This window comes from Acinetobacter sp. LipI_23, from assembly GCF_058243045.1.
In genome coordinates this window covers 899,912-924,494 of the sequence record NZ_JBZAYJ010000001.1, presented here as the reverse complement: position 1 = coordinate 924,494, position 24,583 = coordinate 899,912, and the positions used below count along the sequence as shown (strand labels likewise).

Below are 24,583 nucleotides of genomic sequence, written 5' to 3'. Positions count from 1 at the left end.
CAGTATCCTATAACCCTGTGGTCTTAATTTTTAAGTGTTGGATCAATACACCATCTATAGCAACTGAACCGAGATTTACAGGAACTGCTGTTCCAGTCCCACGGAATACGACACCAGTAGATTGTGTCGCCGTATTGGCTTTGAGCGTATTGGTGGTCGGATCTCGTGTCACGCTACCAATCGAAATACTGCTATGTGTTGCGTTATTCCCTTGGTACTGAATCGCGGTACCCCCTGTCCCCGTTTGAACAAAATTCGAACCACAATAGGCCACATTACAGGTTGATCCTTTATAGTCAGCATTGTTTCCACCCTGTACATCTGGGTAGTAGGTATAAATCTGCTTATAAATCTCAGGCACATTCGGAATACGCGTGACTTCGAGAATAATATTGCGTCCTTCCGAACCTACAACAAAAGGCTGATACATATTACCCAAGACCAAGTTAATATTTGGGCTGTATAAATAAAGTCCCTCACTCGCATCAAAAATTGGAGCCAATGAACGATCTAATGCGGGTGTGACTGCCGTACCGTCGTTGGTCGCAGCTGTGCTCAGTCGAAGGACTTTAGCATTCAATAGCGCTTTATTTGCGTCATCGTTGGCATAGACCAATCCAGATGGATCATCATTGGTATTGATCCGAAGTAAAGCGGCCATCCCAAACGTTTTATTTTGCTGGTCTAGGGTAGATGCTTGCGTTTGAAACATACGAACCTGTGAGCTATTTAAACTCAATCCATTGGCAACCGCCTGTAAACGTATTCTTTGGTTTAAACTTAAATCAGGATCCGCAGCCGCATTGGTTGTTGTCGGTGCACCAGTGATAGGGTCCACTTTATTTTGGGAGTTCCAACTTCGTGAAAAAGCATCCCACCATAGACCTAATTTAATATTATTATCTGCGTCACTCGCTACAACCGTTGCTAAAGGCGCTTCTAGCCCTAGAAAGCTCACATCTGAACTTGCATTCGATTGATGAAACTGTTTAATCCCCGTGGCTGTGCCAGCGCGAAATAACCAAGGGTTAACATCACTTCCCCATGTGAAGCCCTGATTGCTGAAACGACTATTGGCATTATTATCAGACCGTGAAAGTGCTAAACCATAAATAAAGATGTCCGCTTTGGTTCGTTTCGTGGTCAGATCATCGGCATTGGTATATTTGGAGTAGTTCTCACCCACAGGAATAATACGAATAAAGCCCGTGTCGTATTGTTGTGGATTGGCCACGCCACGGTTATAACTAGAAGCCGTGGAGAGATCATTAGCCCCTTGAAACACCATCTTGAAGTTTTCAGGAAGTAACGCAATGCCTTCACCCGTAGTATCCGCTAGATATTCATCGGAAAGTGACTCAAGGGCAAATGTAGGCTGCGCAAGCATGAATCCGACAAGACTAGCTAAACAGGATTTTTTCAATCCTGCGGGATATATACGATTCGTCATCTCGACCATCCTTATTATTCGATGCTCCGCATCTTTATGTACTACATCCTTTGCTTGGCATTCTACTCTGCGCACTATAATTTTTATTTGCGTCAACCAAAGCACTCTATTTCATAATTGATTATGCTGAAACTCAGCACAAATGCAAAACCAACTGTCCGATAATATTTATTTTCCGATGAATGAATTGACATAAAAAAAGCGGATCAATGATCCGCTTTCTTGAATATCAAAAACTTAGGTCTTCGGTAAAGTCACACCTGTTTGACCTTGGTACTTACCACCACGGTCTTTATACGATGTTTCACACACTTCGTCAGATTCGAAGAACAACATTTGTGCAACACCTTCACCGGCGTAAATACGCGCAGGTAAATTCGTTGTGTTCGAGAACTCTAAAGTGACATGACCTTCCCACTCAGGCTCAAGTGGTGTGACGTTTACGATAATACCGCAACGTGCATAGGTCGATTTACCCAAACACACAGTCAACACATTACGTGGAATACGGAAATACTCAACGGTACGTGCTAAAGCAAATGAGTTCGGCGGAATAATACAAACATCAGCTTCAATGTCGATAAAACTTTTATCATCAAAGTTTTTTGGATCTACAATTGCCGAGTGAACATTGGTAAAAACTTTAAACTCACGTGCACAACGAACATCATAACCATAGCTCGACACACCATAAGAAATGAGTTTTTGACCATTTTCATCTAAACGAACTTGGTTTTCTGCATAGGGTTCGATCATGCCGTGTTTTTCGCTCATTTCGCGAATCCAACGATCGGACTTAATAGCCATTTATTCTTTCCAAAAAAGCTTAATTTCAATAATTGCGTTGTACTTTAACTGAAATCGCTTTCAATGAAAATAAGCGCGTTTAAGTTCGCAAAATTTCTGGCTTTAATTACTAAATTAAAAGCTTAAAATCGCAGAATAGCTCAGCGGAATCGAAAAACTCATCAAAACCAGCGATGCTGTTTTTTGCAGGTTAGATTGGTTCAGCCAACGAATTTTATTGCTCGCTAAAATTGACCCGATAAAAGTCCAAAAGAAAGCAATTGGAACAATCAAAACCAAAAACAGCGACATATGTGACAAGTAATAATCCAGTTTTGTCCACGCAATAGTCGGGAAAATGGCAGAAGCAAACAATAATGCTTTAGGGTTGAATAGTGTTGCCAAAAACAGTTCACGTGCCCGAATAGTCGGTTGATTAAAGCTCACTTCAGCATCGGCTGTACGCCATAATTTGATGGCCAAATAAATGATATAGCTTGCACTGAACAGTTTTAAAATAGTCGGCAATAAAGGCAAGTGTACGGACACTTTTCCAATAAGGAAGCCCCATGCCGTGATTGAAATGAGATAGCCAAAAGCTTCTGCTGGAATGAGACGCAAAGATTTACGAATACCGACTTGAATGCCCGAAGAGGCAAGTAAGGTATTGGTTGGTCCTGGAGTTAAAAGAATGGTTATCACTAAACCAATAAAAAACCAAGTGACCATATTCACAGACCCACATATATATAGCTATAAGCGTAATGACTTGCCTTGCTGAAAGCAATCAAATTTAGTGAACCGTGATAACAGTTTTTTAATTTTCATTCAATACTTAACATAAATAACGTATAAGCCCCTTACCCAATCTAGCTTTCATAAATATGACGCCATATGCTTTATTCTTTTTTCAAATCAATGATTTTATAAATCAAATAGACATAACTAATGAAAAAAAACTATTCAAATGATTTTTAATCAGTTACTTTTTAAATCATGCGTATTTTTATTCATCAATCTGATCACGCTAAGTCAAGGATAAAAGAGCCAAGTGAATGGCTTTGAAGATAATAAAACGAGGAAAAGTATATGAAAAAATGGACTCAACTCACGCTACTTTCAATTGCACTTGCAGGTCTAGGAGCATGCTCAAGTGACAATAAAACCACGACTTCAGGCGATGCTCAAACCGAAACCAATGCACAAGCATCCGACAAACTCCAAAGTAAATTTGTCAACATAGCGACAGGCGGCGCATCTGGCCCATACAATGTGATTGGCACCAGTTTGGCTGAAATTTATAATAAAACCTACGGTGTAAATTCAAAAACCCAAACCACAGGTGCATCGGTAGAAAATCTAAACTTACTCAAACAGAAAAAAGTCGAAATGGCTTTTGTCATGAGTGACAGCTTAACTGAAGCACTGAATGGCACAGGCAGTTTTGCCAGTGGGAAAATTGATAATGTCCAACAAGTGGCAGCACTTTATCCCAACTATGTGCAAATTGTGGCGTCAAAAAAATCAGGCATTAAAAAGCTTGAAGACTTAAAAGGTAAACGCATTGCCGTCGGTGCACAAAACTCAGGGGTTGAAGTTAATGCGCGCACCCTCTTAAATGGTTTTGGTATTACTTACAATGACGTGAAGGTCGACTATCTAGGCTATGCAGAAGCCGCGGATGCTTTAAAGGGTGGAAAAATTGACGCTGCATTCTTAACCAGTGGTATCCCCAACTCATCCTTGATGGAACTGCAACAAGGTTTCGATTTACAACTGGTCGGGATCGATCCTGAGAAAGTGAAACAAATCGCCAAAAACCAAACCTATTTCCTATCTCTAAATATTCCGAAAGGCACTTATGGTAATGCAGAAGATATTCCAACTGCGGCCATTATGAATGCTTTAGTGGTACGTTCCGATCTTTCTGAAGGTGATATCTATAAACTGACCAAAACCTTCTTTGATAGTTTAGGACAATTGGCCAACTCACATCAGGCAGCGACAGAAATTAATCTGGAAACGGCTCAAAAAGGCGTGGTTGCTCCGCTACATCCTGGGGCTAAGCGTTATTACGACGAACTCGCAGCGAAAAAATGAAGCTGAAAAAAAGTGCAGTGTTTACTGCACTTTTTCTACTCGGTTTATGCGGGCTGTTGTTCTTACCTGTTCGCTATAGCGAAGTGTCTGTTGCTCAAATGCAGTGCCGAATTTCAACAGCACAATTTAGTTTGCAGTGGAAACATTCAGTTGAAAAAACTCGTTGGATTGAAAACTATCAACGGGAGCAACAGCACTTTATATTGCGCTACACCGACCTGATTTCTTTCGGTGCAGGCACACCGAATGACTATCCCATCATCTTTCAAAAAGACGGTATAGTCAGAATGAAAGTTAATCGGCGAATTGATCAAATCAACTGGATCATTTCCAAGAATATGCAAGGCAGTATCATCATTCACCAGCGCGTCTGGCCTATTTTTCAACAATATCCAGATTACACCTTGGTGCAAATTACAGCACAACAACAGCCCTTGTGGAAAGCATGGCAGATCGGAGAATGCCGATGACTCAAAATGAAGAAAAAGTTGCCCCTGAACAATTAGACGAGCAGCAACAACAAGCCATTTTAGAAAAATTTGATCGTGAGTCAGTGACTCGTTCCCCAAGCAACAAGTCTGTAGCATGGTTCATAGCGGCGATTGCTATTTTCTATTCCTTATTTCATTTATTTATTACCTTTAATCCACTACCCGAACTGATTCAACGTTCCGCCCATGTCGCTATTGGTTTGGTTTTGATCTTTCTACTTTATCCTGCGCGTCAGTCCAGTTCACGACAAAGCATCCCTTGGTTGGATTGGTTACTTGCCTTAGCCTCTTTAGCAACCTTTTTATACCTTTGGAAAGAATATCAATCCATTATGACCACGCGTGGGGGGATTCCAAACACCTTAGATATTGTTTTTGCCATTTTAGCCGTGGTGCTGGTGGTTGAAGGTGCTCGGCGGGTCATGGGGTGGATGCTGCCTATTTTAGGTTTAGTCTTTCTGTCTTATCCGTTTTTTAGCCACTATGACTGGGTCCCTGATCGTTTATTGACACGTCCATATAGTATTAGTGATATTTTCGGGCAAATGTATTTAAAAACCGAAGGACTTTATTCTTCCGCAATCGGTGCTTCAGTCACTTTTATTTTCCTGTTTATTTTGTTTGGTGCTTTTCTGGCAAAATCAGGCATGGGAAAACTGTTTAATGATCTTGCAATGGCACTTGCAGGACATAAACAAGGTGGCCCTGCAAAAGTTGCCGTCATTTCCAGTGGATTTATGGGCAGCATTAATGGCACAGCAGTGGCCAATGTCGTAGGTACTGGTTCATTTACCATTCCCCTGATGAAAAAAATTGGCTACCACAAAAATTTTGCAGGTGCTGTTGAAGCCAGTGCCTCTGTAGGTGGACAAATTTTACCCCCGGTGATGGGAGCCAGTGCCTTCATTATGGCTGAAACTACGGGTGTAAGTTATGGCACCATTGCACTTGCAGCCACCCTTCCAGCTTTACTCTACTATTTAGGTGTGATGGCGCAAGTTCATTTCCGTGCTGGTAAAGACAATTTAAAAGGCGTACCGAAAGCGGATTTACCACGGGTTAAAGATGTCCTAAAGCAGCGAGGGCACTTGCTTATTCCAATCGTGGCTTTGGTATTTTTCCTCTTTCAATCCATTCCTGTCAGTTATGCCGCGGTCTACACCATTGTCTTAACTGTGATTGTGGCGAGTTTCCAAAAATCGACCCGTATGGGCTTCAAAGAAATATTAGAAGCGCTCGCCGATGGTGCAAAACAATCCCTTTCGGTCATGGCAGCCTGCGCTGTGGTAGGGATTATTATTGGCGTGGTGAGCCTGACCAGCTTTGGCTCTGTCATGACCTCTTCGATTATGAGCATCGGTGCAGGCAGCCTATTTCTAACGCTGTTCTTTACCATGATTGCATCGATGATTTTAGGTATGGGGCTTCCTTCGATTCCAGCCTATATCATTACCGCGACTATGGCTGCACCCGCTTTGGCAAACTTTGATATTCCCACACTGGTGGCGCATATGTTTGTGTTCTACTTTGGTCTGTTTGCCAATATTACTCCCCCTGTCGCCTTAGCCGCCTTTGCAGGTGCGGGAATCGCAGGAGGCGACCCAATGCGCACAGGTTTTCAAGCCTTGAAGCTTTCTTTAGCGGGTTTCATTGTCCCGTTCCTGTTCGTCTATAACCCTGCCATGCTGATGATTGATACAGCCAATGTCGCAGTCAATGCACGTGAGTTTGCTTTTCCTGCTTGGACGACTATTGTGAGTATTGTCTTTACCTCAGTGGTTGGGATTTTGGCACTGGGTGCAGCAGTTGAAGGTTACTTTAAAGTTGGTTTGAACTGGTTCTGGCGGATTTTCTTAGGTGCAGGTGCTTTATGTATGATTATCCCTGAAACTGTGACTGATATTATCGGGATTGTGATGGTGGTGATTGCGATCAGCATTAATATTATGCAAGCCAAAAAACAAAATCAGTCCTATTCACTCTCCTAAAAAAGCAAAAAAAAGCCCAACTTAATGTGTTGGGCTTTTTTTCATTTATGGCTGATTTAGAAAATACGGGTCTGGTCTTTTTCAGCCTGAGGCAGTGCGGCTGCAATTTTTTCAGCAATCTGCATATAGCTGTCTGCTGCACTGTCTTCCACTAAAACAGAAGGCTTGCCTGCATCCGCATTTTCACGGATTTGTACATTTAAAGGCAAACGTCCCAACAGCGGAATAGCATATTGCTCCGACAGTTTATCACCGCCACCCGTACCAAAAATTTGCTCTTCAAATCCACAATTTGAGCAAATATGGGTCGACATATTTTCCACAACGCCCATGACTGGAATGTGTACGCGGTTAAATAGCTCAATGCCTTTAGTCGCATCCATAAGTGCCACGGTTTGCGGTGTGGTGACAATCACCGCACCTGTCACAGGAATACGCTGCGCAAGCGTCAACTGAATATCGCCTGTACCCGGTGGCATATCAATCATCAAGACATCTAAGTCAGGCCATAAGGTTTGATTGAACAATTGCATCAACGCCCCTGTCGCTTTCGGCCCACGCCAAGCCACAGGAGTATTATGATCACCTGTTAAATGCCCAATCGATAACACTGCCAAACCATAGGCATCTAAGGGTACAAAATTTTCCGCTTCAATCATCGGCGTTTTGCCCGCATTGCCCAACATGGTCGGAATACTTGGACCATAAATGTCCGCATCTAAGACCCCAACTTTTAAGCCGAGCTTTTGCAAAGCAAGTGCAAGGTTTACCGTGGTTGTGGATTTGCCCACGCCCCCCTTGCCCGAGGACACCAAAATCACATTTTGAATACGCGGATGCTTCGGCACATCACGTTGTTGTGGCGCTGCTTTTTGAATGGGTGGATTGTTTGGATCAGTTTCAACGGGTTGTGCAGCAACTTGGGGTGCTGAGCCTGAAGCATCAATCACTGGGGGTAAATTGCTTTTCGGTGCAGCCTCTTTTGCTTGGCTTGAACAGCTCTCACCTTCAGCATGCTGATGTCCACAGCCACCGGACTTTTCTTTATGTCCCGTTTTTTGTTGAATCACATGCATGTTTAACTCTTTGATACCGCATGCTTCAAGCGCAACCGCCAAATCATCATGAATATGTTGTAAATCATCGGCTTCGGCAGGAAAAGTATTGATGGTAATTTGCAGAATATTGCCCTGCACATTCACTTGAGTAATGCGGTCTTTCAACGCATGGTTTGAATTGGGCAAGATATAGTTTTGCAGTACTGTTTGGATTTCTTCTTCCTTTACCTCCTGCGCAGGAGAAAAAACTGATTTAAGAGAAGAAAGCCACGACATATATGTACTCCAAATTCGAGTATTCAGCTGAATGCTATAGTTTAACCACAAAACGAACTTAGGTTAAGTTCAGTATTTATGGATTATGCCATGAAATTTAGTATTCCTAGCTTTTTAGTTGGTTTTATACGCTGAATACCAAAGGGCGAAGCTTAGTCGCTTAAGCTAACTAAAAAAATAAAATCGGTGAATTGGATCCTATTTTAACGTAAAGAATTGTAAGTACAATCCAATCTCCCCATTTAAGGTGATGTTATTGCATAGCAAAATATCTATATTCTATTGTTCTATCTTGACGCGATTTGGGGAGAAAAAAATGAAACTTTGGGCCGTGGTTGTTTTGGCTTGCACCATATCTAGCTTTAGTTTTGCAGATACATCAACCAATTCATTTAAAACCCCTGCGGGTCAAACGGTGACTATCGGTGATCAAGTTCAGGACATGCAGAAAAAAATCGATTTATCGCCAATTTCTATGTCCTCTACCCCAATCAGCAGTGCGCCGAATGGCCCACTTGAGACGGTATATGTATATGAAATTGCAAACTATCGTTACACCATTCGCACCGTGAACAATCAAATTCAGAGCATCATGTGGTTTAATTTAGACGCAGACCCTGCACTCAGTACACAGTCTACGCCATAGTATTCGCAAATTCGGAAAAATCGACATTCGCCGTTTCAGACGGATTAAGCTTGGTCGTCTTTTTTAAACTTTTGCAGTGTTTCTGTGGCTTTCTTTTTCAACTCGTCAAACTTTTCAGTGGCTTGCACCTTAAATTCTTCCAGTTTAATTTCGGCCTCATGCTTTAACTCAGTGGCTTTAAGTTTCGCCTCATCCAGTTTATGCCCTGCTTCAACTTTAAAATGATCCAATTTTTCCTGCGCGACTTGTTTCGCGTGCTCAGCTTTGGCTTGTGCAGACTCCAACTTTTGCTCAAAAGCGGCATCACCTTCGGCTTTACTTTCTGCTGCGTTCTGCTTTAAGTCAGTCAGCTGCTTTTCAGCATCAAGCTTAGCTTCAGTGGCCTGATGCTTAACATCTTCCAGTACTTTCTCGCCTTCGAGTTTTGCCTCTTGCGCTTTCAACTTCAAGTCTTCGCCCAACTCAGTCGCTTTGGTTTTTAAATCATCGAGTTTATTGTCATTCGTCATGTCACAGCCCTCTTTCGTACTTAAAGTTTTGCTTAACTCAGAGTTATACCTTGCTTTTTAAGTGCTGACGTCATTTGCATCATTTGGAAACAATAGCTGTACAGGATGCATCAATTTAAACTCCATCCTGTACCACTCAACGGAAGAGACTAACGCTTTAAAGTACTGATAAAACTGATGACCGCAAACAGCCAAATAAACAAAATGAAACTGCGTGCTTGCGTGAAATGGGTCACATCCGCACCGTGTACCATATTATGACGGCTAGCGGTGACACTCGAACTCGCATCCATTTTCAATGCTTCAAGGCTCAGAAAATACGGATTGATTTCACTGGCAATTTTAACTTTATGCCATAGGCTTTTGACTTCATGGCCTTTCAAACCCGGCACGATTTTATACACATCGACAAACTTGGTTTGATTTTGCTGTAAATAGCCATGTTCAATCAGCGCATCCGTCAAAATTCCTTCTATTTGACCATAAAGAACTGTAATACAACCGGCATAACACTGCTGTTGATACAGTTTTAAGGTTTCTTCAATCACGCTGCGACGTTGGGCTTGGAATGCTCCCAAATCCATCGCGTCGTAAGCGTCAAGCAAAGTCGTTTGGAAATAGTCCGTTTGAATTAAATTGGGCAATTGAAACTTAGTCATATCCGCTTCTTTTTCATGGGCTATTTGCCAGAAATACAACAGATTGAGCAAGTCATTGGCTATTGGTTCATCACTTTCATACTCAAGCTGATCGGCCATTATTGCAAAGTACGGATCTTCAGACTCGAGCTGACGAAGCGACTCGACCAATTGTGCATGAGCTTGACTACCCATTGAAGCAAGATATTGTTCAGCTTGTTGTAAAAGTCGATTGCCCAGTAGTTTGGTCGCTTGTGGATTTTGCGGAATTCGGGTTACGGGTTGGTCGAAATCAAAATCATCATCGATCATAAATTGATACTCTTTAATATTCTTAAGAGGTTAAAAAAGAAAACTTTTGAAATCATAGACTATTTAATTTATTGTTTTTTAATTTATCAAGCTCTAATTCAGGATCTATATTTTCATTAATCATATTTAGTAAAACTATATTAGAAAACATAATACAAAAACTTGCATTATCAATATGTTCAATCAAATTAGAATCTATAAACTTTCGTTTAGCTGCGTCATGTACAAGCTCATGTCGTAAATTAAATAAAAATTTTAGAGATTGGAGGTACTTATCTTCGTAAATGGCTATTTTTTCAGGCATATTTTTGAATCTAAATTGCATACCATTTAAAGAACTCCAAAAACCTTTTTTAAAAATTTAGAAAAAACTCTCTCTATACTTTCAATATTTTGAAAAGACAAACCATTTGTTACAAGTTCACATGGATGAATCATATTCACATGCATATCAACCAATTCATTAATATCATATTTATTTTGATGAATGTGCTTCAATGGCTCTTTGATAAATTCAGAATGGCAAAGTCTAAAAATTGTATCCACTATATCCTTATAGTAGACCTCTACTGCACTTATAAACGATATGACAATTGATCTTTCAATTAAATGACTAAATTCGTTTTCATAATTACTTTCTAATAATTGCTCACTGGCGGTAGAACATTCTATACATACATTACAGAAATTTTTTATGGGTTCTGCCCCTCTTTCTACTCGATTATTTCTATATTGTTTTATTTCTTGTATACGCATAAGGACTATTCAAAAGATTAAACTCTCGTGATTGTAGCCAACAATCTTATAAGTTTGAAAACTTTTCACCGATTCACTTGTGCAAGTCGAGGCTATCTAAGGTAAAATCGTTGACCTTATATAAAATACGAATGAGAGAGTCATATCCGTGCGTAATATTTTAGTCACTAACGCCCTACCATACGCCAATGGCCCCATCCATATGGGACACTTACTCGGTTATATCCAAGCAGATATTTGGGTTCGTGCCATGCGTGCAATGGGACACGATGTGACTTATGTATGTGCGGATGATGCTCACGGTACAGCCATCATGCTACGTGCCGAAGCGAATGGTATTTCACCTGAAGATCAAATTGCCAATGTGCAAAAAGAACACATCCGTGATTTTGACGGTTTTGGCGTGCATTTCGACCATTATGATTCAACCCATAGTGATGAAAACCGCTCTCGTGCTTCTGAAATTTATGTGAAAAACCGCGAAGCAGGCAATATTGCCATCCGTCCTGTCAACCAGCTTTTTGACCCTGAAAAAGGCATGTTCTTATCGGATCGTTTCATTAAAGGCACGTGCCCGAAATGTAAGTCGGAAGATCAATACGGCGATGCGTGTGAAGTCTGCGGTACAACATACAACGCGACTGAGCTTTTAAACCCGAAATCGACTTTAAGTGGTGCGACGCCTGTAGAAAAATCTTCAGATCACTACTTCTTTAAACTACCGAATTTCTCAGAATATTTACAAAAATGGACACGTGACCAAGGTCGCTTACCTGTCTCAATTGCCAACAAACTGGATGAATGGTTTGAAGCGGGTCTATCCGACTGGGATATTTCACGTGATGCACCGTATTTCGGTTTTGAAATTCCAGATGCACCAAACAAATATTTCTATGTTTGGGTAGATGCACCGATTGGTTATATGTCGAGTTTTGAAAACTATATCAAAGCGAAACGTCCTGATTTAAGTTTTGACGACTTTTGGAAGAAAGACTCTGACAAAGAAGTCTATCACTTCATTGGTAAAGACATCGTTTACTTCCACGCGCTGTTCTGGCCTGCAATGCTTGAAGGTGCAAACTACCGTACGCCATCAGGTTTATTCGTCAATGGTTTCTTGACGGTGAACGGTCAGAAGATGTCGAAGTCTCGCGGGACATTCATCAAAGCTGAAACGTATTTAGAGCATTTAAATCCTGAATATTTACGTTACTACTTCGCGTCTAAACTGTCTGATAAAGTTGAAGACTCTGATCTGAACTTGGATGATTTCGTTCAAAAGGTAAACTCAGATTTGGTTGGTAAAGTGGTCAACATTGCCAGCCGTTGTGCAAAATTCATCAATACCAAGTTTGATAATAAGTTAAGTGCAACTTGTGCAGAGCCTGAATTGGTACAAAGCTTTATTGATGCGGGTGCTTCAATTGCCGCTCAATACGAGTCACGTGAGTTCTCTGCTGCAATTCGTGAAATCATGGCGCTTGCAGATAAAGCCAACCAATATATTGATGAGAAAAAACCTTGGGCTTTAGCTAAAATTGAAGGCGAAGAACAGCAAGTACACGATGTATGTTCGGTCGGGATTAACCTATTCCGTCAATTGGCTGTGTACCTTGCACCTGTACTTCCAACCTTAGCAGCTCAAGTGCAAGCGTTCTTAAAACTAGACCGCTTTGACTTTGCTTCTGCTCAAACAGCATTGGTCGATCATGAAATTGCATTGTTCCAACCTTTAATGCAACGTGTAGACCCGAAAGCGGTTGCAGCAATGGTCGATGCATCTAAAGACTCTTTAGCGGCTGCGGCTGAACCTGTAAAAGTTGAGAAAAAGAAAGAGAAAAAAACTGCACCTGCGAAAGTTGAACCTAAAGTAGGTGAAGCAGAGATCATTGGCATTGAAGACTTTATGAAAGTTGACCTACGTGTCGCTGAAGTTTTAGAAGCTGCAACGGTAGAAGGTTCGGACAAGCTACTTCAATTGACTTTAAATGTCGGCGAAGCTGAACCACGCAATGTATTCAGTGGTATTCGTGAGTTCTACCAACCTGAAGACCTTAAAGGTAAATTGGTGGTCATGGTCGCTAACCTTGCACCACGTAAAATGCGTTTTGGTATTTCTAACGGTATGGTGCTTGCAGCGGGTAATGGCGAAGGTGTTTGGGTGATTTCACCTGAATCTGGTGCTAAAGCTGGTGATAAAGTTTCTTAATATTTTAAATGCTAGACAAGAAAAGCCTCTACGTTGTAGGGGCTTTTTTAATTTTAAATAGATAGCTTATTTTGAACGTAATTTTAGAAAATCTTGAATGATTTGTTGAAAACTTTTATCTTCTACACCTTTCATCGATTGAGCAATTTCATTCCAAGTTTTTTGATTAAGATCAGGATCAATTAAATTAGGTTCAAATACGCCATCTTGCATCATTTGATATTCCGCCTTTAAAATTTTCTCATCTAACCAATTAAGGTTTAGATTTAACCATTGAACTAATTCAATAAAATCCTCAGCTAAATCATTTCCAACTTTTTCTACCATATGAGTTTGTAAATCAATTGGATATTTTTGAGTTCTAGCTTCCTCCAATACATCGAATACTGTTGTTAACAACCAAGCACCTGAAAAGCATGCAACTTCACCAAGTTCACCTCTTAAACCATAATCTTTTCGGATTCTTTTTTTATGTGAGAAATACCTGATATGCAGCAATCTTGCTCTACGAACATAAGTATCAAGAATTTCGTTCTGAATATAATTCTTACTAAGAGTGACAAACTCCTCAAACGTATATAGTTGAATATTTGTATTTTGACATGCCTCAATTGCTCCAGACTGAAATCCAACTTGTGAAATAATAAATCCTTTATCTGCCCCAATATCATCAACAATTGTTCTTAAAGCTAATACTTTTTCTTTTGGAATTTTTGTCTGCCAATATTTAGCTTCTATCACCCACTTAATATTAGGTGTTTAGTCCCTAAATATTTTGAAGTTACATAAACATCTAAATCATGTTCTGTCCTTACGCCTCTGATTGTTTTGTTTGTTTCAGCTTGCACACCTAAACTTCTAAAATGTTCTGCAATTTTTTCCTGAAAATTGAACCAATCTTTTTCCATGACGTCATTATTCATATCAAATTTCAATTATTTATATATTAGACTTCCGTCATAAATCAAAAAACGTACAATTTATTTGATCTTAAATTAATCAGCAAAATTATTTAATTCAAGAGATAATCCTTGGATGAAATTCAAAGATATTCAAAAATTATCAGACGTTAAGTTTCGTAGGCTTACCGGTGTTAGTTGGGCTACATTTAACCTCATGTTGGCCGAGCTAAATAAGCAGTTACCTCGTCATATTGGTAAAGGACGACCGCATAAATTACCGTTGGAAGATCGTTTGCTCTTATGTATAGAATATTGGAGAGAATATCGAACATTTTTCCATCTTGGTATGAGTTACGGTGTATCTGAAACGAGTGCAATTCGTATCACACGTGTTATTGAAGATACCTTAATCGGTTCTGGAAAATTTAACTTGCCAAAACAACTTCCTAATCGAGATGAAGTGGATTGGGAAGTTGTTGTGATTGATGCAACTGAAATATTAGTTCAACGTCCAAAAAAAACAGAAGAAATGGTATAGCGGTAAAAAAAAGCGACATACCTTTAAATTTCAGTTATCTATGCACTATACAACAGGTGAAATACTGAGTGTATGTGGAAGTCATGGAAGCATGCATGATTTTAAAATATTTAAAAAAAGCATGAGGAAATTAAAATTTAAGCCCTTTTTTATCGTTGATAAGGGGTATTTAGGGATAAAGAAATTGGGTTTTGGATGCCTCATGCCATCTAAAGCAAAGAAAACTGAAAAACTAGATTCTGAATTAAAAAAGTTAAATAGAGAGATTGGTCGTAGACGAATTCAAGTAGAGCATGTATTTGGAAGGATGAAATGTTTTAAGATTTTATCTTGTGTATATAGAAATCGTCGTAAAAGATTAAACCTGCGGTTTAATTTACTTGCTGGCATATACAATTTAGATTGGGTGAAAGATAAACAATTAAATTGATTGAAAAATGATTTATGAAGGAAGTCTATTGTATCAATTGATCTATTAACCCAACACAAAAAATCCTATCATGATAGAAACAACCTATCCCTTTAAAACTTATAAGAAACTTATGAAGACTTTAAAACCACTTTTTCTCGCTTTAACCCTAAGCACAACAGCCATCACCACCCAAGCTGCCGAATCTTCCATCCCCCAACAAAAACAAGTCTCAGGCTATTACCAATACCAAGCAGGTGATGTACAAATTACAGCCCTGCTCGATGGCACCAACTTCATGTCACCGAAGCTATTTCAAAATACTCCAGAAAAAGAAGTACATGAAATTTTAAAGAAATACGCTGCCGATCAAGCCAAAGGCGTACAAACCTCAGTCAATGCCTTCCTCGTGAATACAGGTCATTCGCTGGTTTTAGTGGATAGCGGCGCTGCGAGCTGTTTTGGCGCACATTTGGGTTCAGTGTTAAGCAACTTAAAAGCATCAGGCTATCAACCAGAACAAGTCGATACCATCTTACTGACCCATCTACACCCAGACCATGTGTGTGGTATTAGCCAAAATGGAGCGGCAAACTTTCCAAATGCCACAGTGTATGTCTCGAACGATGAAGCCAACTATTGGCTAAACCCGAAACAGGTCGAAAAGCTCCCGAAAGAAAAACAAGCAGGTTACTTAGGAACTGTTGAAAAAATTAAACAAGCCATTGCGCCGTATCAAGCCAAAAACCGCTTCAAAACGTATCAGTTGGGCGATCAAGTTCAAGGCTTTAAAGTGATTAATACCGCGGGGCATACACCCGGACATTTTAGCTATGAGTTAAAAACCAAAGATGAAACGATGGTATTTATTGGTGACATTGTGCACTCTCATACTGTGCAATTCGACAAACCAGAAACCGCAATCGATTATGATATCGACCCGAAAAAAGCAGTACAAACCCGCTTAAAGCAATTTGCGGAATATGCAAAAGGCGGGCAAACCATTGCAGCACCACACTTACCATTCCCTGCGATTGGACATATCTATTCGGCAGATGGGAAAAGCTATCAATGGATTCCTGTGCATTTTAAGGATTAATTTATACGAAAATCGTCTCTTCTTTGGGCTGCGAGTTAAAAGTCACTTCAAACCAAATAGAAGTTTGTTAAATCATAAAAATCCCCTCATTTGAGGGGATTTTTTTACTGCTGTGGACTCATCGAGTTTTGTACAAAATGCGGAGAGCGAGGTCCATATAGCAACCCTTTTTGCTGCATCAACTGTGGAGCATACAACTGCGTACTCACACTGTTAGACAGTACATAAGCCTTGTCAGATAAGTGATTGGAAATTTGGTCAATCAAGGCACCCACCAACATCCCGACCAGACCTGCGTTGCTATTATTATTGGCTTGTTGGATTTTTTCCTGACCTTCCCATAATAATGCTCCGGTTTTTAAATCAACCAATTTCGCCTCTACCGCAACGGTCGAAACGGATTGAATCACCTGATACTTAGAACCATATTCTTTAACTTTGACATACAGCGCAGCATCCGCTCCAAAAATTTCATTGAGTTTCTGAATTGGAATTTGCTGCGCATCATAGCCATTGGTTACGCCATTTTCTTTAAATAACGTATCGACCACAGAAATAGGGAACACATAATAGCCCGCTTCTGCCACAGGTAAAGTCACGGTAGACCAATATCCATAGGTTGCCCGTGTATCGGGTGACTCATTCACAGGCGGCAACACCAAAATGGATTTTGGCATATTGGCATGATATGCAGATAAGTCACGTTTACTTTTAGGTGTCGTAGCGCAACCAGTGAAGAGTGTCACAGCAAGGCCAAGCACGCATAGCTTTTTGAAATGTTTCACTTCGCACTCCCTGCCGCAGACTGGGCTGTCATTTTTTTCAAAAGACGATCCATTAATACTGTCGACTCTGGGTAGGTTTGGCGTTCAAGTTCAAAATACTGAACGGCGCGTGGCCCATTATTGATATTTAAATTCAATAAACCCAAATGCGCATACAAGCCCGGAGGCACTGCTGCATTTTTGGCTTTGGCTTTTTCAATATCTTTTTCAAGTTTGCCAATCTGCTCTTGTGGAGAAGTCTTTTCTGGCAAACTCAACATCAAATAGGTTTGCTGCGGGTATTCGCCCCAGCTGTATAACGATTTTGGCGCTGAAACACAGCCCACCAAAGTCATGGTGTAGATCGCACCTAAAACCAATACGATTTTTTTCATTGATTCAAACCAGTTACTGCGCAGACCACTTATTGGTTTGAATATCCAACACCAAATTATTAACCGCTTCACGCACAGCCAAATCTAGAACTTTACCGTTTAAAGTTGAGTCATAAGAAGCGGTAGAGCCAAAACCTAAAATTTCACGTTCACTGAGTGCATACTCGCCTGCGCCTTGCACAGAGTGAACAATTTCAGCTGTTTTTACATCGACAATATTTAAGTTCACTTTGGCATAAGCAATTTGGGTTTTACCACGGCCCAAAATGCCAAACAATTGATGATCACCGACTTCTTTACGGCCAAATTCAGACACGTCGCCCGTTAATACATAACGTGCGCCTTTAATGGCTTGAGAGGATTTAGTAAAGCCTGCTTCTTGTTGTAATTCAGCAAGATTGTCACGATTTAGGACAGAGAAATAACCCGATTGCTGTAAATGCGTTTCTAAAATGGTTTTCGCCTGACCACCTAAACGGTCAACATTGTCTGAAAAAATGCCACGCATGTAGCTTGAGCGGTTGTCAAATTTTCCTACAGAAACAGGCGTTTTAGTGCCAGCGTATTTAACGGTCGCCACTGCCGCTGTTACTTGCGGTGATTGAATTGTTTTTGACGTTTCTGTTGTTGAACATGCAGATAATGCTAAGCCACTCAAAACGGCCAAAAATATAGATTTATTCAAAATTTATCCCTCAAATCTTTAATTTAAAAATCATTAAAAAATCAATGGGATTATAACCATTTAGCTTTTAGTTACCTATACAAAATCCAGTTTTGTTGTTGTAAACCTTATCACTTCATGCCAAAAATAAGTTTCAAACCCAACACCGTCATTACGGCCCCTGCTGCGCGGTCAAATACGGCTTTAAACTTCAAATACACACGGCGCGGCTTTTCAGCAGATAATGCCACTGCAACCAACGAACACCAACCCGCATCAATAAAGAAACATAGGATAGGTAGTACAAAATAGTAATAGGTTGGGATTTCTTTGGGTAAAAGTGCAGTAAAAATACTGGCTAGAACAATCGCAATTTTAGGGTTGGAGAGCTGAGTAATTAAGCCAGTCATAAAGGCACGGCGTAAAGTCATTGCTTTTGAGCTGGAATGATCTGCCTCAATCGGCTCTTTAGCATGTTTAATAATTTTAAACGCGAGCCAAAGCAAATAGATCCCACCACAAATTTTTAAGGCCAAATACGCTGACGGCACTGCCAACAAAAAGGCTTGTAAACCAAGTACAGCCAACAGACCAAAAACAGCTGCGCCTGTTCCAGTTCCCAATGCGGTAAAGAGGCCATGCTTTCGAGAAATCGCAATCGAATTTTTTGCTACATAAATCGACGTCGGTCCAGGGCTCATTGCGCCTAACATTAATGCAAAGGCAATCGAGCCCAAAATCCAAAATGATTCCAAGAGTGACCTCTAAATTGAGAGAATTTATCAGCTGCGATTTTACGCTAAACAAAGTTTTTACGATATTCACTTTATCAGTTATTTTTCACATTTATATCGTGATCAAGCCACAGCGTGTACATCCATTATATTTTTTAATGATAAATAAAAAGCCTATTTTTAAGGAAATTTGGCATAGGCCATAGTGAAAACAACAATAGAGCAATTACTCAACAATAAACTTCAACATCAGTTATTTAGATCATATTCAATTTTAATAAAAAGACAAATGTGTATTAAAAATAGCCATCATGTGCTTATTTTTGATTACAAAATATAATGGGGGAATTGCTTCCCTTTTCATACATTTTTCATATATAAAAAGACTTACTATTTATAAGGTTTTATTTCTAAAAACCACATTTTTTAACTTCATAATTTTTAACATCATAATTACAGGTGAACCATGCAAAATAAGAAGCGCACCCCATTAGACGCGCAACAATCCCATCTTTGGATCATTGGTGGTGGTATCGCAGGTATGGCTGCTGCTGCATTTGCGATTCGTGATGCCAAAGTTCCTGCCAAAAATATCCATATTTTAGAAGAACTCGATATTTCAGGTGGCTCGATGGATGGCGGACATACACCGCATGCCGCGCAAGCTTGGGTAACACGTGGTGGGCGAATGCTGACCGATGAAACTTATTTGTGCCTATGGGACTTATTTTCCAGTATTCCATCATTAGAAGATCCAAACGTTTCGGTACGTGAAGAATGTCGTGAGTTTAATGAACAAGTGAAAACCCATGCCAATGCACGTTTGATTGATGCCGAACATGTCATTGCGGATGCGGCAAAGCTTGGGCTGAATACGCTACATCGTGCACAGATGCTGCGCCTCTTGGCTTCAAAAGAAGAAAAAATTGGTAGCCGCCGCATTGATGAGTTTTTTGATGAGGCTTTTTTTGAAACCAATTTCTGGCGCATGTGGCGCACCACTTTCGCTTTTCAAAAATGGCACAGTGCAGCAGAGTTAAGACGCTATTTCTTGCGTTTTATTCAAGAATTGCCACGCATTCATACCTTAGCGGGTGTCAAACGTACTAAGTACAACCAATATGATTCGATGATTCTGCCCCTACAGCGTTGGCTAGTCGCACAAGGCGTCAATGTGCGTTTTGGACACTATGTTACAGATGCGGATTTCATTACCAATGCTGAAACTCAAGAGCGCCATGCCTCGCGACTATATGTACAATTGCCTGAAGGCTCAGAGCAAATTAATCTGAAAGCCAATGATTTAGCTATTTTCACTTTAGGCTCTATTACAGCAGACTCACGTTATGGTGGTAATCATGACGTGCCTGCCCTCATTCGTCATCGAGAAGACCATGGCTGGACGCTTTGGGAAACTCTGGCACAAAAAGCCCCAGACTTTGGCCGTCCAATGACTTTTTATGGCAATGTCGATGAACATAAGTGGGAGTCTTTCACGCTAACTATGAAAGATGACGTGTTGCTTAAACGTATTATTGACTATACGGGAAATGAACCAGGCACTGGCGCACTGATGACTTGGTATGAGTCAGGTTGGCATTTATCCATTGTGGTTCCTGCACAGCCACACTTTGCTGACTTACCTGAAGGTTTATATACCTTATGGGGCTACGGTTTCCAAATTGACCATATAGGCGATTACATCAAAAAACCAATGTCCGAAGCCACAGGGCAAGAAATTCTAACAGAACTGATTAAACAGCTCGGTTTTGACGACATTTTAGATCATGTTTTGGCAACCACCAATGTAACCACTGCCATGATGCCATATGCCTCTGCCCTATTCGCCTGCCGTAAACTGGGAGATCGTCCTCAGGTGATTCCTCAAGGCTCACAAAACTTTGCTTTCCTTGGACAGTTTGTGGAAATTGAAGACGATGTGGTCTTTACTGTGGAATATTCAGTTCGTGGGGCGATGCTTGCCATTTATGAATTCTTTGGGGTGGAACGTGAAATCCCTGAAATTTACAATGGTCTGCTTGATCCGAAAGTCGGTTTGAAAGCTTTGGAAACCGTGTTCCACTAAACTTCTAATCTATAGCGATAAGAGCATGCTTCTATGCTCTTATCATTTTTGAGCAAAATTTCACTTCTTAGAATTACAAAACTCGCTTGCAGCTTTGATTGCACAGAGGCAGCATAAGATTCACCTAAAACTTTAAAAACAAATCTATGAAACTAGCAGAAGCACTTTTATTGCGTAGTGATTTACAAACCAAACTTGCCTCTTTACAACAAAGGATCAACAATAATGTGCTAATCCAAGAAGGCGATGAACTGAGTGAAGACCCCAATGCGCTGATTGGTGAGGCCTTTAGTGTAAATACAGAGTTACATCATCTGATTGAAAGAATTCATGCGACCAATGCTCAAGCTAAAACCAGCACGGGTCAATCCATGCTCAGTGTTTTAAACACACGTGATTTGCTCACACAACAGCATCGTATTATTCAACAGGCCATCGACAGCTCACGACGTGAAAATGGTCGTTATAGTTCGAGTGAAATTCGCTGGGTTAAAACCATTACGGTTGCAGACTTGCAAAAACAAGCCGATGCAATTAGCCAGCAACTCAGGCAAAATAACTTAGAGATTCAAGCTTCAAATTGGCAAATCGAACTGATCTAGCCAATTTGAGCCATAACAGTTTGGGCATATTGGGCGAGTACAAGGCCTTTTATACGTTTGTAAGGCTTTAATTCAACAAACGTTTGCAGGAAGTAAGACGTCTACTTCACATTTTTACAAATCTGACGTAGCACAATGCATCTTTTATACTGCACATCGCACTTTGCACCACCATGTACTGACAATATGCCTCCCTATTTCACCTATTAGTACGTATCAGCCTGTGTAGGCGTTTTCTGATTAAAAGCCATTTCTTGTGATGGTAGTTTATAGTCACGATCATGCACAGGAACACCACCAATAATCATGGTACGAGCCTCAGTTCTAGGCTGATTCAAATCCTTTTTTGCATCACACGCGGTCAGTTGAGTGAGCAATAAAACCAATACTAGGGTAGATAAGGTTTTCATCATATCCCCCTCATTTATCATTATTGTTCTTTCAGCATAGCACTTTTATTTTTCCAATCCTATCGACTTTGTTACAACTCTTATCCATCTACATGAGGGTTCTCTGCGAATTTTCTTTATAAAATAAATATCAATCATTTATAGATAAAACAATAACATGAATGATTTAAGTTAACCCAAATTCGATCTAAATATTTATTCGATGTATTGAAAAAACTATCTTGGCGGAGTCTTATCTTGTTTTATTCAATTTCTTCATCAGCCTGCGGCTCGCCCTACTTTTGTTTAGGCAAAAATAGGCAAAACCATTGTCATCTGCAAAACCTGTTCATTTCTTGGATTTATTAAAATATAGCGAATAAAACATTATCTTATTTACACCATGCAGGTTGCAGATGACGTTTCCGAGTCGCCTATTTCTTATCGAAATTAGATTAAATTAGAAAAAGACAACCTGATTTACAAAATCTTACAGGATTGAATATTTACAACGGACACTTTTGTCCGTTAAATAATAGCACTTCCAAATTAAATGAAATAATCACCATGACCAGTCGTCAACAGCGTGCTGCACAAAACCGCGAGGAATTGCTGGAAGCCGCAGTTCAGGTTTTTCGCACACATGGGATAAATGCGCCCTTACAACAGGTAATTGATGCAGCCAATGTCGGACGGGCGACGTTTTATCGTAATTTTGATGACCGTCGTGCCTTGGTGATTGCACTCATGGAACAAGCTTTGGAACGTCTCGCAGTTCGTGCAGAAGCGTTTTCGCAGTATGAAGATGGTTTTATTCGTTTAATTGAAAACCATGTCTATAACTTACCGTATTTAACTGCGCTGATGGAATATTGGCGGGTGATTGAGCGGAATGACCCCGTCATGGTCGATATCTACGCACGCCGCGATGCGATTTTACAGCCTTTAATTGATCAAGCCATTCGACACGGCGTATGCCGCCCCGATTTGACCACTCAAGATTACGCCATGATTACGGCCATTTTAAGGACTTCATTCCAAGGGCTGACCGATATAGAGCAACAACAACTTGCACAACGTGCGATTGAGCTCTTACTCAATGGTATTCGGGCATAAAAGGTCACCACTCATGACACAGCCACCGCGTTTACTCGAACCCGCGCCAAACTGGACTGCCGAAGAAAAGCCAACCTTGCCAGGCTCTCCTGCCGTGATCGCGCACTCCACGCCTAAGCGTTTCATATATTTTTTTATTGGTTTGTTTGTCGCACTATCTGCAAGTCTCAGTAACGGTTTCATTACCGCAAATTTGCCCTTAATTCAGGGTGAATATGGACTAACACCCTCTGAGGTGGCATGGATTCCTGCGGCTTATGTGATGGCTAACGTCAGTGCTAACCTGATTCTGTTTAAAGCCCGCCAACAATATGGCCTGCGTCTATTTTCTGAAATTGGCCTACTGATTTTTATTGTAGTTTTGGTTTTACACGTCTTTGTACATACATTTGAAATGGCCGTACTGGTGCGTTTTATTAGTGGCATGGTTGCAGCACCTCTCAGTTCTTTAGGTATGTATTACATTATGCAGGCCTTTAAGCGAGAAAATTTTGGTCGCAGTATCTATTTGGCTTTAGGCTTTCAGCAGCTTGGTATTCCCTTGGCATGGATCATTTCTCCGTATCTTATTGACGTCAATAACTGGAATGTCCTGTACACCTTTGAAATTGGTTTAGCGCTGTGCTGTTTCGCCATGGTGGTGTCGCTTAAGTTGCCCCGTAGTTTAAGAATTGCTGTTTTTGAAAAGCAGGACTTCTTCACCTTTGCCCTGCTTGCGCCCGGTTTTGCCTTTTTGTGTATCGTACTGACCCAAGGGCCTATCTTGTGGTGGTTTGAAGTGAAATGGTTGGCATACCTTTTAATTGCAGGGTTCAGTCTGATTGTGATCGGTTTGGTCTACGAGCATTATCGGGTCAATCCACTGATTATGACGCGTTGGCTAGGGACATCATCCACGCTTCGTTTTATCATCGGCGCTTTTGCAATTCGCTTCTTAATGTCGGAGCAAAGTTATGCGGCCGTGAGTTTTCTCAAAACTATGGGCATGGGTCCCGATCAATTTGTCCCGCTCTATGTGGTGATCTTTTTAGGCATCGTGTCTGGTACCTTATTTAGTGCCATCACCTTTTCACGTGAACGGATTATTTGGCATCTGCTGTTAGCCGAAGCTTTGGTATTGATTGCTTGCGGACTAGATTTTCACCTCACCAGCGATATTCGCCCTTCTAACTTCTATAGCAGTCAGTTTTTGGTGGGCTTTGCCAGTGGTGTGTTTATTGGTCCACTCTTGATCACGGGTATCTTAAGCGCCATGCAAAAAGGCCCTACCCATATTGTCACATTCATTGTTTTATTTTCAGCGACTCAAACATTTGGTGGCTTAGTTGGTTCATCGTTTTACTCCACCTATCAACAAGTCCGAACCCAAAACTATCGTGCTGAGATGATTCAACAGCTACCCGAAACCAATCCATTGATTGCACAGCGCCTTTTAGCGTATCAACAAAGTTCACATACTTACACACTCGATCAGCAGTTAGAGCAACAACAAGCCTTAAAAAATCTCAATCAAGTGGTGACTCGAGAGGCTCAAGTACGTGCCTATAACGATGTGATTAGCTTTAATGGCGTTGTTGCCATGCTGTTGTTACTGTGGGGGACATTCCTGATTGCACGAAATCAATATCAACTGCGACAACAAGCGAAAGTCGGTCCCGCCTAATGC

26 protein-coding genes and 1 pseudogene are annotated in these 24,583 nt (G+C 40.7%); 12 read left to right on the top strand and 15 right to left on the bottom strand.

All coding sequences use genetic code 11. From position 1 onward, the window contains the following. Positions 1-7 precede the first annotated feature (7 nt). From AC4CVD_RS04600 to AC4CVD_RS04590, 3 genes are all read right to left on the bottom strand, one after another. On the bottom strand, positions 8-1,450 hold the full coding sequence (locus tag AC4CVD_RS04600; RefSeq protein ID WP_490752207.1) for a hypothetical protein: 1,443 nt from the start codon (positions 1,448-1,450) through the stop codon (positions 8-10). Positions 1,451-1,687: 237 nt separating this feature from the next. Beyond that, positions 1,688-2,257, bottom strand: a complete 570-nt coding sequence (gene dcd / locus AC4CVD_RS04595; protein ID WP_004694514.1) for a dCTP deaminase — start codon at positions 2,255-2,257, stop codon at positions 1,688-1,690. A 114-nt stretch (positions 2,258-2,371) separates the two neighbouring features. Then, positions 2,372-2,965 carry a LysE family translocator gene (locus AC4CVD_RS04590; protein WP_490752205.1) on the bottom strand — a complete coding sequence of 198 codons (594 nt, stop codon included), beginning with the start codon at positions 2,963-2,965 and terminating at the stop codon, positions 2,372-2,374. Positions 2,966-3,325: 360 nt separating this feature from the next. On the opposite strand from AC4CVD_RS04590, the gene AC4CVD_RS04585 reads away from it, so the two are divergent. The 3 genes from AC4CVD_RS04585 to AC4CVD_RS04575 are packed head-to-tail and all read left to right on the top strand — an operon-like array spanning position 3,326 to position 6,815. Beyond that, positions 3,326-4,336 (top strand): TAXI family TRAP transporter solute-binding subunit, encoded by a 1,011-nt coding sequence (locus AC4CVD_RS04585; protein WP_490752203.1) that lies wholly within the window; start codon positions 3,326-3,328, stop codon positions 4,334-4,336. Next, on the top strand, positions 4,333-4,806 hold the full coding sequence (locus tag AC4CVD_RS04580) for a DUF1850 domain-containing protein (RefSeq protein ID WP_490752201.1): 474 nt from the start codon (positions 4,333-4,335) through the stop codon (positions 4,804-4,806). Before AC4CVD_RS04585 ends, AC4CVD_RS04580 begins: the two co-directional genes overlap by 4 nt. Then, on the top strand, positions 4,803-6,815 hold the full coding sequence (locus AC4CVD_RS04575; RefSeq protein WP_490752199.1) for a TRAP transporter permease: 2,013 nt from the start codon (positions 4,803-4,805) through the stop codon (positions 6,813-6,815). Before AC4CVD_RS04580 ends, AC4CVD_RS04575 begins: the two co-directional genes overlap by 4 nt. Before the next feature lie 56 nt (positions 6,816-6,871). On the opposite strand, the gene apbC is transcribed toward AC4CVD_RS04575, so the two are convergent. Beyond that, positions 6,872-8,149 carry an iron-sulfur cluster carrier protein ApbC gene (gene apbC / locus AC4CVD_RS04570; protein ID WP_490752197.1) on the bottom strand — a complete coding sequence of 426 codons (1,278 nt, stop codon included), beginning with the start codon at positions 8,147-8,149 and terminating at the stop codon, positions 6,872-6,874. 316 nt (positions 8,150-8,465) lie between these two features. On the opposite strand from apbC, the gene AC4CVD_RS04565 reads away from it, so the two are divergent. Next, entirely contained in the window at positions 8,466-8,795 is a 330-nt protein-coding gene (locus tag AC4CVD_RS04565; RefSeq protein ID WP_490752195.1) for a hypothetical protein, read from the top strand. A 44-nt stretch (positions 8,796-8,839) separates the two neighbouring features. On the opposite strand, the gene AC4CVD_RS04560 is transcribed toward AC4CVD_RS04565, so the two are convergent. The 4 genes from AC4CVD_RS04560 to AC4CVD_RS04545 all read right to left on the bottom strand — a co-directional run bounded on the left by AC4CVD_RS04560 (position 8,840) and on the right by AC4CVD_RS04545 (position 11,010). After that, positions 8,840-9,304: a hypothetical protein gene (locus AC4CVD_RS04560; RefSeq protein ID WP_201950644.1), complete on the bottom strand. Its 465-nt coding sequence runs from the start codon at positions 9,302-9,304 to the stop codon at positions 8,840-8,842. Positions 9,305-9,453: 149 nt separating this feature from the next. Further along, positions 9,454-10,254: a hypothetical protein gene (locus AC4CVD_RS04555; RefSeq protein WP_490752193.1), complete on the bottom strand. Its 801-nt coding sequence runs from the start codon at positions 10,252-10,254 to the stop codon at positions 9,454-9,456. Positions 10,255-10,306: 52 nt separating this feature from the next. Continuing rightward, on the bottom strand, positions 10,307-10,579 hold the full coding sequence (locus AC4CVD_RS04550) for a hypothetical protein (RefSeq protein WP_490752192.1): 273 nt from the start codon (positions 10,577-10,579) through the stop codon (positions 10,307-10,309). A gap of 5 nt (positions 10,580-10,584) precedes the next feature. Then, positions 10,585-11,010 carry a hypothetical protein gene (locus AC4CVD_RS04545; protein ID WP_490752190.1) on the bottom strand — a complete coding sequence of 142 codons (426 nt, stop codon included), beginning with the start codon at positions 11,008-11,010 and terminating at the stop codon, positions 10,585-10,587. Positions 11,011-11,158: 148 nt separating this feature from the next. Here AC4CVD_RS04545 and metG point away from each other — a divergent pair, with 148 nt between their 5' ends. Further along, on the top strand, positions 11,159-13,219 hold the full coding sequence (gene metG / locus AC4CVD_RS04540) for a methionine--tRNA ligase (RefSeq protein ID WP_490752188.1): 2,061 nt from the start codon (positions 11,159-11,161) through the stop codon (positions 13,217-13,219). 66 nt (positions 13,220-13,285) lie between these two features. Here the strand turns inward: metG and AC4CVD_RS04535 are convergent, their stop codons facing one another. Together AC4CVD_RS04535 and AC4CVD_RS04530 are read right to left on the bottom strand one after the other, a co-directional pair. Then, complete coding sequence (locus AC4CVD_RS04535) at positions 13,286-13,960, bottom strand: restriction endonuclease (protein ID WP_490752186.1); 675 nt, start codon at positions 13,958-13,960, stop codon at positions 13,286-13,288. Then, a complete protein-coding gene (locus tag AC4CVD_RS04530; protein ID WP_490752184.1) occupies positions 13,957-14,142 on the bottom strand; it encodes a hypothetical protein in 186 nt (61 codons plus the stop codon). Before AC4CVD_RS04530 ends, AC4CVD_RS04535 begins: the two co-directional genes overlap by 4 nt. A gap of 193 nt (positions 14,143-14,335) precedes the next feature. Between AC4CVD_RS04530 and AC4CVD_RS04525 the strand changes: the two genes are divergently transcribed. The 3 genes and pseudogenes from AC4CVD_RS04525 (at position 14,336) to AC4CVD_RS04515 (ending at position 16,167) form a co-directional block, all read left to right on the top strand. Next, entirely contained in the window at positions 14,336-14,659 is a 324-nt protein-coding gene (locus tag AC4CVD_RS04525; RefSeq protein ID WP_171406382.1) for a helix-turn-helix domain-containing protein, read from the top strand. A gap of 37 nt (positions 14,660-14,696) precedes the next feature. Further along, positions 14,697-15,089, top strand: a pseudogene (locus tag AC4CVD_RS04520) (transposase family protein); the annotation flags it as partial. Positions 15,090-15,201: 112 nt separating this feature from the next. Beyond that, positions 15,202-16,167, top strand: a complete 966-nt coding sequence (locus tag AC4CVD_RS04515; RefSeq protein WP_490752182.1) for an MBL fold metallo-hydrolase — start codon at positions 15,202-15,204, stop codon at positions 16,165-16,167. A gap of 104 nt (positions 16,168-16,271) precedes the next feature. Here AC4CVD_RS04515 and AC4CVD_RS04510 read toward each other — a convergent pair whose 3' ends face one another. The 4 genes from AC4CVD_RS04510 to AC4CVD_RS04495 all read right to left on the bottom strand — a co-directional run bounded on the left by AC4CVD_RS04510 (position 16,272) and on the right by AC4CVD_RS04495 (position 18,745). Next, positions 16,272-16,952, bottom strand: a complete 681-nt coding sequence (locus AC4CVD_RS04510; protein WP_151837190.1) for a DUF799 domain-containing protein — start codon at positions 16,950-16,952, stop codon at positions 16,272-16,274. After that, complete coding sequence (locus AC4CVD_RS04505; protein WP_490752180.1) at positions 16,949-17,326, bottom strand: DUF4810 domain-containing protein; 378 nt, start codon at positions 17,324-17,326, stop codon at positions 16,949-16,951. The genes AC4CVD_RS04510 and AC4CVD_RS04505 overlap by 4 nt, the downstream gene beginning before the upstream one ends. 13 nt (positions 17,327-17,339) lie before the next feature. After that, the gene (locus AC4CVD_RS04500) at positions 17,340-18,011 is read right to left on the bottom strand and encodes a CsgG/HfaB family protein (protein WP_058869141.1); all 672 of its coding nucleotides are present in this window, start codon (positions 18,009-18,011) and stop codon (positions 17,340-17,342) included. A 110-nt stretch (positions 18,012-18,121) separates the two neighbouring features. Beyond that, the gene (locus tag AC4CVD_RS04495; RefSeq protein ID WP_005399945.1) at positions 18,122-18,745 is read right to left on the bottom strand and encodes a LysE family translocator; all 624 of its coding nucleotides are present in this window, start codon (positions 18,743-18,745) and stop codon (positions 18,122-18,124) included. 445 nt (positions 18,746-19,190) lie between these two features. On the opposite strand from AC4CVD_RS04495, the gene AC4CVD_RS04490 reads away from it, so the two are divergent. Further along, complete coding sequence (locus AC4CVD_RS04490) at positions 19,191-20,810, top strand: oleate hydratase (protein ID WP_490752178.1); 1,620 nt, start codon at positions 19,191-19,193, stop codon at positions 20,808-20,810. Positions 20,811-20,956: 146 nt separating this feature from the next. After that, a complete protein-coding gene (locus tag AC4CVD_RS04485) occupies positions 20,957-21,412 on the top strand; it encodes a DIP1984 family protein (RefSeq protein ID WP_490752177.1) in 456 nt (151 codons plus the stop codon). A 206-nt stretch (positions 21,413-21,618) separates the two neighbouring features. On the opposite strand, the gene AC4CVD_RS04480 is transcribed toward AC4CVD_RS04485, so the two are convergent. Continuing rightward, a complete protein-coding gene (locus AC4CVD_RS04480; protein ID WP_004694549.1) occupies positions 21,619-21,822 on the bottom strand; it encodes an NF038215 family lipoprotein in 204 nt (67 codons plus the stop codon). Between the two features lie 546 nt (positions 21,823-22,368). On the opposite strand from AC4CVD_RS04480, the gene AC4CVD_RS04475 reads away from it, so the two are divergent. Next, positions 22,369-22,917: a TetR/AcrR family transcriptional regulator gene (locus tag AC4CVD_RS04475; RefSeq protein ID WP_058869137.1), complete on the top strand. Its 549-nt coding sequence runs from the start codon at positions 22,369-22,371 to the stop codon at positions 22,915-22,917. A gap of 13 nt (positions 22,918-22,930) precedes the next feature. Continuing rightward, positions 22,931-24,580: an MFS transporter gene (locus tag AC4CVD_RS04470; protein ID WP_114836888.1), complete on the top strand. Its 1,650-nt coding sequence runs from the start codon at positions 22,931-22,933 to the stop codon at positions 24,578-24,580. Positions 24,581-24,583: the final 3 nt, after the last annotated feature.

Excerpts from the sequence above, each read along its gene's own strand:
- dcd (WP_004694514.1), bottom strand. The coding sequence starts at position 2,257 with ATGGCTATTAAGTCCGATCGTTGGATTCGCGAAATGAGCGAAAAACAC.
- AC4CVD_RS04545 (WP_490752190.1), bottom strand. The coding sequence starts at position 11,010 with ATGCGTATACAAGAAATAAAACAATATAGAAATAATCGAGTAGAAAGA.
- AC4CVD_RS04550 (WP_490752192.1), bottom strand. The coding sequence starts at position 10,579 with ATGCAATTTAGATTCAAAAATATGCCTGAAAAAATAGCCATTTACGAA.
- AC4CVD_RS04565 (WP_490752195.1), top strand. The coding sequence starts at position 8,466 with ATGAAACTTTGGGCCGTGGTTGTTTTGGCTTGCACCATATCTAGCTTT.
- AC4CVD_RS04525 (WP_171406382.1), top strand. The coding sequence starts at position 14,336 with ATGTTGGCCGAGCTAAATAAGCAGTTACCTCGTCATATTGGTAAAGGA.
- AC4CVD_RS04530 (WP_490752184.1), bottom strand. The coding sequence starts at position 14,142 with ATGAATAATGACGTCATGGAAAAAGATTGGTTCAATTTTCAGGAAAAA.
- AC4CVD_RS04575 (WP_490752199.1), top strand. The coding sequence starts at position 4,803 with ATGACTCAAAATGAAGAAAAAGTTGCCCCTGAACAATTAGACGAGCAG.
- AC4CVD_RS04600 (WP_490752207.1), bottom strand. The coding sequence starts at position 1,450 with ATGACGAATCGTATATATCCCGCAGGATTGAAAAAATCCTGTTTAGCT.
- AC4CVD_RS04560 (WP_201950644.1), bottom strand. The coding sequence starts at position 9,304 with ATGACGAATGACAATAAACTCGATGATTTAAAAACCAAAGCGACTGAG.
- AC4CVD_RS04580 (WP_490752201.1), top strand. The coding sequence starts at position 4,333 with ATGAAGCTGAAAAAAAGTGCAGTGTTTACTGCACTTTTTCTACTCGGT.
- AC4CVD_RS04485 (WP_490752177.1), top strand. The coding sequence starts at position 20,957 with ATGAAACTAGCAGAAGCACTTTTATTGCGTAGTGATTTACAAACCAAA.
- AC4CVD_RS04515 (WP_490752182.1), top strand. The coding sequence starts at position 15,202 with ATGAAGACTTTAAAACCACTTTTTCTCGCTTTAACCCTAAGCACAACA.
- AC4CVD_RS04470 (WP_114836888.1), top strand. The coding sequence starts at position 22,931 with ATGACACAGCCACCGCGTTTACTCGAACCCGCGCCAAACTGGACTGCC.
- AC4CVD_RS04475 (WP_058869137.1), top strand. The coding sequence starts at position 22,369 with ATGACCAGTCGTCAACAGCGTGCTGCACAAAACCGCGAGGAATTGCTG.
- apbC (WP_490752197.1), bottom strand. The coding sequence starts at position 8,149 with ATGTCGTGGCTTTCTTCTCTTAAATCAGTTTTTTCTCCTGCGCAGGAG.
- AC4CVD_RS04505 (WP_490752180.1), bottom strand. The coding sequence starts at position 17,326 with ATGAAAAAAATCGTATTGGTTTTAGGTGCGATCTACACCATGACTTTG.
- AC4CVD_RS04480 (WP_004694549.1), bottom strand. The coding sequence starts at position 21,822 with ATGAAAACCTTATCTACCCTAGTATTGGTTTTATTGCTCACTCAACTG.
- AC4CVD_RS04490 (WP_490752178.1), top strand. The coding sequence starts at position 19,191 with ATGCAAAATAAGAAGCGCACCCCATTAGACGCGCAACAATCCCATCTT.
- AC4CVD_RS04555 (WP_490752193.1), bottom strand. The coding sequence starts at position 10,254 with ATGATCGATGATGATTTTGATTTCGACCAACCCGTAACCCGAATTCCG.
- AC4CVD_RS04590 (WP_490752205.1), bottom strand. The coding sequence starts at position 2,965 with ATGGTCACTTGGTTTTTTATTGGTTTAGTGATAACCATTCTTTTAACT.
- AC4CVD_RS04585 (WP_490752203.1), top strand. The coding sequence starts at position 3,326 with ATGAAAAAATGGACTCAACTCACGCTACTTTCAATTGCACTTGCAGGT.